12 protein-coding genes are annotated in these 10958 nt (G+C 43.8%); 7 read left to right on the top strand and 5 right to left on the bottom strand.

Annotated features, from left to right (window positions below):
• The 4 genes from KKA81_10410 to KKA81_10395 all read right to left on the bottom strand — a co-directional run.
• Positions 1-549: DUF47 family protein (locus KKA81_10410; GenBank protein MBU2651337.1), on the bottom strand; the 549-nt coding region annotated here is incomplete at its 3' end.
• Between the two features lie 225 nt (positions 550-774).
• Positions 775-1866 carry a mannose-1-phosphate guanylyltransferase gene (locus tag KKA81_10405; GenBank protein ID MBU2651336.1) on the bottom strand — a complete coding sequence of 364 codons (1092 nt, stop codon included), beginning with the start codon at positions 1864-1866 and terminating at the stop codon, positions 775-777.
• A 16-nt stretch (positions 1867-1882) separates the two neighbouring features.
• Positions 1883-2512: a sprT domain-containing protein gene (locus KKA81_10400; GenBank protein ID MBU2651335.1), complete on the bottom strand. Its 630-nt coding sequence runs from the start codon at positions 2510-2512 to the stop codon at positions 1883-1885.
• Positions 2505-2690: a hypothetical protein gene (locus KKA81_10395; GenBank protein ID MBU2651334.1), complete on the bottom strand. Its 186-nt coding sequence runs from the start codon at positions 2688-2690 to the stop codon at positions 2505-2507. Before KKA81_10395 ends, KKA81_10400 begins: the two co-directional genes overlap by 8 nt.
• Before the next feature lie 212 nt (positions 2691-2902).
• Here KKA81_10395 and KKA81_10390 point away from each other — a divergent pair, with 212 nt between their 5' ends.
• Genes KKA81_10390 through KKA81_10380 form a run of 3 tightly spaced genes read left to right on the top strand, consistent with a single transcriptional unit; the run spans position 2903 to position 4898 of the window.
• A complete protein-coding gene (locus tag KKA81_10390) occupies positions 2903-3637 on the top strand; it encodes an ABC transporter permease (GenBank protein MBU2651333.1) in 735 nt (244 codons plus the stop codon).
• Entirely contained in the window at positions 3634-4380 is a 747-nt protein-coding gene (locus tag KKA81_10385; protein ID MBU2651332.1) for an ATP-binding cassette domain-containing protein, read from the top strand. The genes KKA81_10390 and KKA81_10385 overlap by 4 nt, the downstream gene beginning before the upstream one ends.
• A complete protein-coding gene (locus KKA81_10380) occupies positions 4377-4898 on the top strand; it encodes a CvpA family protein (protein ID MBU2651331.1) in 522 nt (173 codons plus the stop codon). The genes KKA81_10385 and KKA81_10380 overlap by 4 nt, the downstream gene beginning before the upstream one ends.
• Before the next feature lie 19 nt (positions 4899-4917).
• Here the strand turns inward: KKA81_10380 and KKA81_10375 are convergent, their stop codons facing one another.
• On the bottom strand, positions 4918-6108 hold the full coding sequence (locus KKA81_10375; GenBank protein MBU2651330.1) for a phosphoglycerate kinase: 1191 nt from the start codon (positions 6106-6108) through the stop codon (positions 4918-4920).
• Positions 6109-6230: 122 nt separating this feature from the next.
• Here KKA81_10375 and KKA81_10370 point away from each other — a divergent pair, with 122 nt between their 5' ends.
• The 4 genes from KKA81_10370 to KKA81_10355 form a co-directional block, all read left to right on the top strand.
• On the top strand, positions 6231-7391 hold the full coding sequence (locus KKA81_10370) for an aminotransferase class I/II-fold pyridoxal phosphate-dependent enzyme (GenBank protein MBU2651329.1): 1161 nt from the start codon (positions 6231-6233) through the stop codon (positions 7389-7391).
• Positions 7379-8173: an amidohydrolase gene (locus KKA81_10365; GenBank protein ID MBU2651328.1), complete on the top strand. Its 795-nt coding sequence runs from the start codon at positions 7379-7381 to the stop codon at positions 8171-8173. The genes KKA81_10370 and KKA81_10365 overlap by 13 nt, the downstream gene beginning before the upstream one ends.
• 93 nt (positions 8174-8266) lie before the next feature.
• Positions 8267-9607, top strand: coding sequence for a Trk system potassium transporter TrkA (gene trkA, locus KKA81_10360; GenBank protein MBU2651327.1), 1341 nt, complete (start codon positions 8267-8269; stop codon positions 9605-9607).
• Between the two features lie 6 nt (positions 9608-9613).
• Positions 9614-10958 (top strand): TrkH family potassium uptake protein (locus KKA81_10355; protein ID MBU2651326.1); only part of this gene is annotated, 1345 nt, incomplete at its 3' end.

Below are 10958 nucleotides of genomic sequence, written 5' to 3'. Positions count from 1 at the left end.
TTTCCGGCTGAGGTGAAGTTCAGGCATTCCCTTGAATATCTTTCTTTTTATGGAATCGGAAATCTTATCCGCCTCTTTTTCATAATAAAGTACACGATGTATATGGTCTTTCACCGACTGTACATCCCGGAAAAATGCTTTTGCTGACATGACAAGGCTTTCGGCGGCATTTACCGATGTTTTGGTAAGATCCAGATAATCCCTGATCAGCGAGTCCGGTATTTCAGGAGTCTCTATATCAAACTGATTCAGGCTTTCCTTCGCAATATCAATCAGATCATCCATACGCTCCAAAAGTTCCATGACATCTCCTCTGAACTCAGGGATAAGGGAATGACGGTACAAAGAATTTTCGATATCGCGACGGAGGTTATCTGCCTTTTGCTCCAGATCATCAATCTCTTCCAAACTTTCGGAAAAGGATTCCTTATCGTTTTTGAGATAAGCTTTTATGCCCTTTTTAAAAACGAGGATTCCTTGGTCAATGGTATTAAGGAAATCATCTATCTGCGAAATGACAATATTTGTACTTCTAAAAAGGGAAATCATAATCAAGGATTTTATACTATCAAAGATAATGAATTTCCAGGGGGCAAGTAATTCGAAATTCTGTTGAAAAAAAACGGAAATAAATTTTTATAAAAAGGGGAACAAATCCTGAAAAATGAAACTAATAATAAAAAGCGGTATCCACACCCTGATTTATATTTCGGATTGTAACCGCTTTAAAGAAATATCGCCGGTGATACTGATGAATGCTGTTAATGTTTGCTGTTAGACAAACTTCTCCCCTTTTTCTATTCTTACATCACTGACGATCTGGCGGATGCTTTGCTCATCCGCCATTTTACATATAAGGAGTACACCTTCTTCTTCGACAAGGATATACCCATCAAGACCATGGATAACGGCAAGCTTCTCTTTGGGCATGTTGATGATGCAATTTGCCGTATTATACAGCATAACATTTTTACCCATCACAGCATTCCCCTGTTCATCTTTTGAGCGGATGTCATACAGGGAGCCCCAGGTTCCAAGGTCAGACCATCCAAAATCGGAAGCTCTGACATATACATTGGAGGCTTTCTCCATTACGCCATAGTCGATTGAAATATTCCTGCAAACGGAATAGGTCCTTTCTATGAAGCCTTCTTCTTTTTTCGTTCCGTACAATCCTATTCCTTCACGGAAAAGTGCATCTACATCGGAAAGATGTTCTTCAAATGCTTTCATGATGCTGCGCAGTGACCAGACAAAAATTCCAGAATTCCAGAGAAAATCACCACTAGCAAGGAAAGTCTCGGCCAGTTCAAGGTTTGGTTTTTCGGTAAAAGTTTTCACTTTTCGGATCATAGGATCAGGATCATAAGCCAGACCTTCTTCAAACTGTATATATCCGTAGCCGGTGTCCGGCCGGCTGGGTTTGATGCCGAGGGTCATGAGCCAGTCGTTTTTGCTTGCGGCTTCGAGGGCCGAAAGAATATTTCTCACAAACTCATCTTCTTTTAAGATGATATGATCGGAAGGGGCGACCACAATACTGGCGTTCGGGTTTCTTTCCCTGATCCGGTAATTGGCAAAAGCTATGCAGGGTGCTGTATTCCGTCTCATAGGCTCGCACAGCACCTGGTCTTCGCGAATGTCTTCCAACTGGTTTAAAACAAGCTCTTTGTATTCCCCGTTGGTAACGATATAAATATTTTCGGCAGGACAAACTCTTCTCATCCGGTCGAAGGTTTGCTGGATAAGGGTTCGTCCGGTACCCAGGATATCGATGAATTGTTTGGGATGGGATGTTCTGCTCATGGGCCAGAACCTTGCGCCGATGCCTCCAGCCATAATAACACTATAGTAGTTTTCTTTCACCTGCATAAATATCAATTTAATATATTACATTTTCTTTCAATTGTTCTTCAGGAATAACTTCAGCCAGGGAGTTTACCAGGAAGACTCTTTTATCCTGGAGACAAATACATCGATACCGAGTCCTTCTCTTCTCCATCTTAATAAAAGTACGGCCGGAAGGAATTCCAAATGTTGCGCCCTGGGGCAGGTCCTCAAGATATACGCGCTTAATGTCGTCATAGCGGGCAAGGACCTTATGCAGTTCCCGGTCGGATCCGCTGGATGCCCTGGCATTCCTGAGGTAATTCTGCAAAACAGTAGCAACATCCTCGGGAAAAACCCCGGATTCAAGGAAAGGATCCATGAGTTCCCGAAAAGAATGTTTCCATTCCCTGCCGTGCGGTTTTACCCGGTTTCCATAGCGGTCCCAAACATCCACATGAGCGATCTCGTGAACAAGTGTAATCAGGAAATTATAAGAATTCAGATTATGATTCACGCTGATCCTCCGCGGGGCTCCGTTCACAGGTGGGCGAAAATCACCCAGTTTGGTAAGTCTTTTCCTGGAAATTCTCAAATGCACGCGAAAACGTTGCAGAAGTTCAAGCATCATATCGGCTGAACTGTCCGGAACATACTTAACGAGTACATCTTTGTATTTATCCATGATAAATAAATGTCTCCGGTGTGATTTGCAGGTTCATACTCCATCTCGGACAATCGCAGTTACGGCGGCTGGGTTTTTTCCGGTAACCGCTTCTTGTCGAAGAACAAGCCGCAAGGCCAGCCAGGATCACAACCAGGAACAAGTAAACCATCACCGGACGTATCTTTCCCCTTATCATACTACAGCGTAATTAAGATATAAAGGAATAACGAATTCCTGTGTAATTATTATTCCTACCTATATTTTTCCATTAACAAATATACTTATTTATCCTAAACTTCCGAACATGCGGAAAGTCATAGGTTTCATTTTCTGCTGACAAACCCCATTGATAAATCCAGGCTACTTTTGTAATTTTATGCCTAACTTAGCCCTGAAAACCACGAAGCCATGTTCCAGCTTTTCGGAAAATATTTTTTACTGATGCGGGAGGTTTTTCACCGGCCCCAAAAATGGCGTGCTTTCCGTAAGCAGTTATTCATAGAGTTCGTGAGCCTCGGTGTGGAATCTTTGGGGATAGTGGCCATTATCTCCGTTTTTATGGGAGCTGTATTGGCAATACAAACTGCTTTCAACATTGACCTTCCTCTGGTTCCTATGACCATGGTAGGGTTTACTACCCGCCAGGGGGTTATATTGGAATTCTCCCCTACCATCATTTCCCTGATCCTTGCCGGCAAGGTCGGAAGCCGTATTGCTTCAGAGATTGGCACCATGCGTGTCACCGAGCAGATCGATGCGCTGGAGATCATGGGAGTGAACCCGGCCAATTTCCTTATACTCCCGAAAATAGCGGCATCAATACTTATTAATCCATTCCTTATCATCTTCAGCATGTTTCTGGGAATATTCGGAGGATGGCTTGCCTGTGTAACAACCAACCTTGTGAGTTCCTCCGATTATGTCACCGGTATCCGTTCCTGGTTTAATCCGTATACCATCACCTATGCCCTTACCAAAACAGTGGTTTTTGCTTACCTTATCTCTTCCGTATCGGCCTTTCACGGGTATATCATCAGGGGAGGGGCACTGGAAGTTGGCAGCGCAAGCACCAAAGCCGTTGTACAGAGCAGCATCCTGATCATTATCTTTAACCTCATCCTAACTCAATTGTTGCTTACATGATAGAAGCCCGGAACATATACAAATCATTCGGCGGGCATGAAGTGCTGAAAGATGTCTCTTTCCGTTTTGAGGCTGGTAAAACCAATCTTATTATCGGTCAGAGCGGTTCCGGCAAAACGGTTTTCATGAAATGCCTTGTCGGCTTATACAATGCCGACAAAGGTGAAGTAGATTATGACGGCCGGATTTTTTCTGCCATGAGAGACAGGGAAAAGAAAAAACTGCGACAGGAAATGGGAATGCTTTTCCAGGGAGGAGCCTTGTTTGATTATATGACGGTCGAGCAAAACGTTATGTTCCCTCTCAATATGTTCACATCCTCATCTCAGAGTGAAAAACTGGAAAGGGTAAACTTCTGCCTTCAAAGAGTGAACCTGAAAGAAGCCAACAATCTTATGCCTTCAGAACTTAGTGGAGGTATGATTAAAAGAGTCGCTATCGCCAGGGCAATCGCGATGAATCCAAAATACCTCTTTTGCGATGAACCCAACTCGGGGTTGGATCCTAAGACGGCAGGTCTGATCGATGAACTGATCAATGAAATAACCCATGAATACAATATCACTACCGTAGTAAATACACATGATATGAATTCCGTTCTGAACATTGGAGATAACATTGCTTTTATTGTCAATGGAACGATATGCTGGAAAGGCTCCAAAGAACAAATTCTCAACTCCGGTAATCCCGAACTGGATGATTTTATCTTTGCTACTGAGTTAACAAGAAGATTAAGAAAATGAATTTCCTCGACATCATTCTGTTAATCCCTATGATATGGTTCCTGTACCGGGGATTTACCAAAGGGTTTATTATTGAATTAGCTTCCCTTATCGCATTGATCGCTGGAATCTGGGTAGCTATCCATTTTTCCTTCTATGTAGGAGATTTCCTGGCCAAGCACATGGATATCAGCGAGAAATATCTTGGGATCATTTCTTTTATTGTCACATTCCTGATTGTTGTGATCGTAGTTATTATAATCGGTAAGATCGTGGAACGCTTTGTTGACCTTATCGCGCTTGGATTTCTGAACAAACTGGCAGGTGCTGTATTTGGAGTGCTGAAAGCTGCATTTATAATGAGTATCATTATTTTCATCATCAACTCATTTGATGAAGACAGTAGCATCATTACTCCAAAAATGAGAGAAGGGTCACTGCTTTATAAACCCGTTGAATCGCTTTTTCCCATGATCATTCCAAGGATCAACCTGGATACCTGGGATGGCATCCGGGACAATGAACAAGATATTATATAGAAAAGCCTGGACCCGTTTATTAACTTTCGATGGCTGTTACTCCGGGCAATTCTTTCCCTTCGATATATTCCAGCATAGCTCCGCCGCCTGTAGATACATAGCTTACCTTGTCTGCCAGGTTGTATTTATTGATGGCTGCTACCGAATCACCGCCACCGATAAGGGAAAATGCACCCTTTCCTGTTGATTTTGCCACAGCTTCAGCAATAGCGCGGGTTCCAGCTTCAAAGTTTGAAAACTCAAATACCCCCATGGGTCCATTCCACAATATGGTTTTCGATTTTTCAATTACTCCGGTGAATTGTTTTACTGTCTCCGGCCCTATATCCAAACCCATCCAGCCATCCGGGACTTCCATAGAACTGCAGGATAATTTTTGGGCTTCATTATCAAAAGCATCGGCAGCCAGGGCATCAACGGGTATCATGAGGTTTACACCCAGTTCTTTTGCTTTGATAAGCGTTTCTTTAGCCACACCAATCAACTCCTCTTCAACCAGCGAATTTCCGACTTTACCGCCCATAGCTTTTATAAAGGTAAACATCATACCTCCGCCGATGAGGAGATTATCAACCTTACCCAGGAGATTACGGATGATCTCGATCTTCCCGGAAACTTTTGCTCCGCCGAGAATAGCGGTAAACGGCCTTTGGGTATCGACCAGAACCTTATTGATATTTGCCAGTTCATTGCCCATGATATACCCAAACAGCTTGTCGTTCGGGAAAAATTTAGCAATAATGGCAGTGGAGGCATGTGCACGGTGTGCTGTCCCGAAAGCATCATTAATGTATACATCACCCAGGCGGGCAAGCTTTTCGGCAAAAGCCTCATTTCCTTTGGTTTCTTCAGGATAGAACCGAAGATTCTCAAGCAGCAGAACCTCCCCGCCTTTCAGGGCTTGAGCTTTTTCGACTGCTTCTTCCCCGATGCAGTCTCCGGCAAACCCAACTTTCACACCAAGCACCTTGTTGAGATAAGGCAGGAGATGTTTGAGGGAATACTTGTCTTCCGGGCCGGTTTTGGGTCGGCCCAGGTGTGACATCAGGATGACAGCCCCTCCCTCAGCAAGAATTTTGGAGATCGTCGGAACGGCTGCATCTATGCGTGTTGTATCGCTTATCTCAAAATTCTCATTCAAGGGCACGTTGAAATCCACCCTGATAAGTGCCTTGCGGCCATGAAAATTATAATTGTCGATGGTTTTCATATTATATATTTAATTTCAGGAGTTATTATTTTGCAAATTTAAAATAATGTGATGTATCTTTCGCATCCGAACTTGTAATTCGGAAGATCCGTCACCGGATTAAAAAATTATCTCAGCAAACCATGAAAAGTATACAGGAAGGCGCAATCACATTAAAACTTCCCGGAACGGGGACTTCAATCTTTGCGGTTATGTCGCAGGCTGCCGCGGAACATGGGGCTTTGAATCTTTCACAAGGCTTCCCTGATTTTGAGGTTTCACAGGATCTGGTCGACCGCATCCATTTTTACATGAAGAAAGGCATGAACCAGTATGCACCGATGACAGGGATTCCCCGGCTCCGGCAAAGGATTTCTGAAAAAACACTCAGGTTGCATGGAGTTTTGTATGATCCTGAAAAAGAAATCAATATTGTTGCCGGAGCCACGCAGGGAATCTTTACAACAATAATGTCAATGATCCACAAAGGTGATGAAGTGATCATTTTTGAGCCGGCTTACGACAGCTATGCACCTTCTGTCAGCTTAAGCGGAGGGGTCGTCCGCCGGGTTCAGCTTACCTTTCCTGAATACAGGATACCATGGGATCAGGTAAGAGAATTAATCAATCCTGCTACGAGGATGCTCATTATTAACAGTCCGCACAATCCCTCCGGCAGTACTCTGGAAGAAGACGATATGCAGGAGCTTATTGGGCTCACAAGAAATTCAAATATCCTGATCCTCAGCGATGAAGTATATGAACATCTGATATTCGACGGAAAAAAGCACCTCAGCGTAAGCCGGTATTCTGAACTGGCCTCCCGCAGCTTTGTCATGGGTTCGTTCGGTAAAACCTACCATGCCACAGGCTGGAAAATGGGATACGTGCTGGCTCCTGCCGCTCTGATGAAGGAATTCCGGAAATCACACCAGTTCATCGTATTTACCTGCAACACCCCTGTCCAATGGGCAATCGCAGACTTCCTGGGAGACCCCTCCACTTATGAAAACCTGGGGGCATTTTACCAGGAAAAAAGAGATCATTTCGCTAAAAAGATCAGCTCATCGCGCTTCCGGATCATCCCTTCACACGGCACATATTTTCAACTGCTTGATTTCAGCGGGATATCGGATATGAACGACCTTGATTTCGCCTTGTTTATGACAAAAAATCATAAAATTGCTTCCATTCCTGTTACACCATTTTATGAAAATCCACCTGACCTTAAGGTATTACGCTTTTGTTTTGCAAAAAAAGAAGAAACACTTAACCAGGCAGCAGAAATTTTATGCAGGATCTGAAAATCACATTAATACAAACTTCCCTTGTCTGGGAAGATAAAAAGAGTAATCTCAGGATGCTGGAAGACAAGATCATGTCTATCCAGGAACCGACTGATCTGATCATATTGCCTGAGATGTTCAGCACGGGTTTTGTTATCACTCCACAAACACTTGCCGAACCCTGGGACGGCCCTGCTTTTCAATGGATGAAGCTGATGGCCAGTCACAAAGCCTGTGCCATCACAGGCAGCATTATTGTGGAAGATCAGGGCAAATATTTCAACCGGCTATATTGGATCACTGCCGACGGTTTTTACCGGATGTATGATAAAAGGCACTTATTCAGGATGGGTAAGGAACATGAGAGCTTTTCCATGGGAAAATCACGGTCAGTCATCGACTACAAAGGATGGAAGATCCTGCCACTTATATGCTACGACCTGCGTTTCCCCGTTTGGAGCAAAAACCGCTACATTAACGGAAAATACGAATACGATCTGCTGATATATGCTGCCAATTGGCCCGCAGTAAGATCGAACATATGGAAGAATTTACTGATGGCCAGATCCATTGAAAACCTTGCCTATGTTGCCGGTGTCAACAGGGTAGGTCTGGATGGCAACAATGTTGACCATAGCGGCGATTCCTGTGTACTTGAACCCTCAGGGAAAATATTACTATCTATTCCCCCGGGAATGGAGAAAACGGCGAATATCACACTGAGTATGGAAAATTTGCATCAATTCAGGGAGAATTTCAACGCGGGTTTGGATTGGGACAGTTTTTCCATTCAGTGTTAAGTTATAAGTAGCTCATTTACAAAAACCAAGGTAATTCTTGCTTTATGTCATCCGAATCCATTAACTTCGCAGCCTGAAAACTTTCTTCGACAAATGAATATCATCATTGCAGGAGATGGAGAGGTTGGGCTGCATCTGGCCCAGGAGCTTTCGAGCGAAAGCCATAATATTACTATCGTCGATCCTCACGAGGACCTTATCCGCATGGTGGAATCACATTCCGACCTTCTGGCGATAAAGGGAGACTCAACATCGGTAGAAGTACTGCGCAATGCCAATGTGAAAAAGGCCGACCTGTTGATCTCAGTCCTGCATGATGAACGGACAAATATTGTTACCGCATCACTGGGCAAACAGCTGGGCGCCAAACGTTCTATTGCCAGAGTAAATAACCTGGAATATCTCATTCCGACAAACCTTGCCCTTTTCAATCAGATGGGCATCGATAGCCTGGTTTGTCCGGAAGATATTGCCGCCACGGAAATCACCAACCTTTTGCGGCAAACAGCTGCCACGGAAATATTCGATTTCAGTGGTGGTAAACTTTTTCTCTTCCTGATCAAACTGGAAGAAAATGCTCCTGTTGCAAATAAATCCCTTACTCAAATAGCCCAGGAATACAGTCATCTCGACTACAGAGCCGTTGCTATCCATCGTAATTCCAAAACCATTATACCCAAGGGCAACGACAAGATCATGGCTAACGACCTGGTCTATGTAATTACAAAACCCGGAGGGATAGACCACCTGCTGAAGCTGGGAGGAAAGACAAGGATAGAGATTAAAAATCTTATGATCCTGGGTGGTGGCCGGGTAGGCAGGACAACAGCCAAAAGACTGGAAAAAACCCTTGACATTAAGTTGGTTGAGATGGACAAAGAAAAAAGCGCCAATCTTGCCAACTATCTTGAGGATACCCTTGTCATCCAGGGTGACGGACGCGACCTTCAACTACTTGAAGACGAGGGCATAAGCAAAACAGATGCATTTATTGCCTGCACCAACAGTTCTGAAACCAATATTTTAACATGCCTTCATGCTAAAAAACTTGGAGTCAAAAGGACGATCGCCCTGGTTGAGAATATTGATTACATCGACATATCCCAGAATCTTGGTATCGACAGTGTAATCAACAAAAAGCTTACCACAGCCAGTTACATTGTAAGATTTACCATGGATGCTGAGGTCACATCCCTCAAGTGTCTCAGCGGTATTAATGCAGAAGTTCTTGAATTTGTTGCCAAACCACATTCAGCTATTACAAAAAAGCCCATCAAGGACTTGAACATGCCGGGAGGAGCGCTAATAGGAGGAATCATTCGTGGTGAAGACAGCTTTATTGCTGTCGGAGACTTCCAGGTGCAGGAGAACGATAAGGTTGTAGTTTTTTCACTTCCTGAAGCCATACATAAAGTAGACAGGCTCTTTAACTAATTTTTCATGCGAAGCTGGGCGGATTTAAATATAAAAGCCATCATACAAACCCTTGGGTTTTTGATATTTATTGAAGGTCTCTTTATGTTTACCGGGATTCCCTTTGCCATTTACTATAAAGAAACTTGTTATTCCCTGCTTTTTGCCGGGCTTATCACCAGCGCTACGGGAGGTTTATTGTGGCTGGTAATGAAGAAAAGAGCCGTAAAGTACATAGGAAAACGCGAGGGATATATCATCGTAGCTACCACCTGGATAATCATTTCCTTGTTCGGAACGCTGCCCTTTTTGTTTTCCGGTGCCATTAACAATTTCACCGACGCTTTTTTTGAAACGATATCGGGATTCACAACAACAGGAGCCACTATTCTCACCGATATTGAAGCCCTGCCAAAAAGTATTCTTTTCTGGAGAAGCATGACCCACTGGATCGGAGGAATGGGTATCATCGTTCTGACCGTTGCCGTTTTACCTGTATTGGGCATTGGAGGAATGCAGCTTTATGCAGCTGAGATGCCAGGGCCAACCAAAGATAAACTTCATCCCCGTATTACTCAAACCGCTCAGCGTCTCTGGGGTATTTACCTTTTGTTTACACTTATTCAGACTATCCTGTTGCTGGCCGGAGGTATGAGTCTTTTCGATTCACTTTGCCATACCTTCGGCACACTCGCCACCGGAGGGTTTTCAACACAAAACAGTAGCATTGCAGGGTATTCCCCATATATCCAATATGTTATCATAGTCTTTATGTTTCTGGCAGGAACCAGCTTTACTTTACATTATTTCGCGCTCCACGGGCAAATTAAAAAGGTTTGGCAAAATGAGGAGTTCCGCTATTACCTTTATTTAATCCTTATTTCCGTGGTCATAATCACCGGAGTGCTCATTGCTCTCGACGATGATCCCATAGAAAAAGCATTCAGGGACTCCCTTTTCCAGGTAGTATCCATCGTAACCACTACGGGATATATAACCGACGATTACCTTCTTTGGCCTAACATGGTATGGTTTATCCTCATACTGCTTATGTTTGTAGGGGGCATGGCCGGTTCCACCGGTGGGGGAATCAAGGTAATACGTCAATTGCTGCTATTTAAGAACAGCTCCCAGGAATTAAAAAGGCTGATCCACCCAAATGCTATCATTCCTGTTAGATTGAACGGGAAGGCGGTTCCCCAGGAAATCATCTTCAAGGTTATGGCCTTTTTCCTGCTGTATATAATAATTTTTGCATTTGGAACACTGGTAATGTCATTCATGGGGCTGGATTTTGAGAGTGCCCTGGGTGCATCGGCAGCAACCATAGGAAATATAGGTCCGGGAATAGGATCCGTAGGACCGGTAGGAA

It is taken from the genome of Bacteroidota bacterium (assembly GCA_018831055.1).
Classification (GTDB): Bacteria; Bacteroidota; Bacteroidia; order Bacteroidales; family B18-G4; genus M55B132.
Note: the sequence above shows the minus strand (reverse complement) of the source record. Positions and strands in the feature narration are given on the sequence as shown.

Excerpts from the sequence above, each read along its gene's own strand:
- KKA81_10370 (MBU2651329.1), top strand. The coding sequence starts at position 6,231 with ATGAAAAGTATACAGGAAGGCGCAATCACATTAAAACTTCCCGGAACG.
- KKA81_10400 (MBU2651335.1), bottom strand. The coding sequence starts at position 2,512 with ATGGATAAATACAAAGATGTACTCGTTAAGTATGTTCCGGACAGTTCA.
- KKA81_10390 (MBU2651333.1), top strand. The coding sequence starts at position 2,903 with ATGTTCCAGCTTTTCGGAAAATATTTTTTACTGATGCGGGAGGTTTTT.
- trkA (MBU2651327.1), top strand. The coding sequence starts at position 8,267 with ATGAATATCATCATTGCAGGAGATGGAGAGGTTGGGCTGCATCTGGCC.
- KKA81_10385 (MBU2651332.1), top strand. The coding sequence starts at position 3,634 with ATGATAGAAGCCCGGAACATATACAAATCATTCGGCGGGCATGAAGTG.
- KKA81_10375 (MBU2651330.1), bottom strand. The coding sequence starts at position 6,108 with ATGAAAACCATCGACAATTATAATTTTCATGGCCGCAAGGCACTTATC.
- KKA81_10380 (MBU2651331.1), top strand. The coding sequence starts at position 4,377 with ATGAATTTCCTCGACATCATTCTGTTAATCCCTATGATATGGTTCCTG.
- KKA81_10395 (MBU2651334.1), bottom strand. The coding sequence starts at position 2,690 with ATGATAAGGGGAAAGATACGTCCGGTGATGGTTTACTTGTTCCTGGTT.
- KKA81_10365 (MBU2651328.1), top strand. The coding sequence starts at position 7,379 with ATGCAGGATCTGAAAATCACATTAATACAAACTTCCCTTGTCTGGGAA.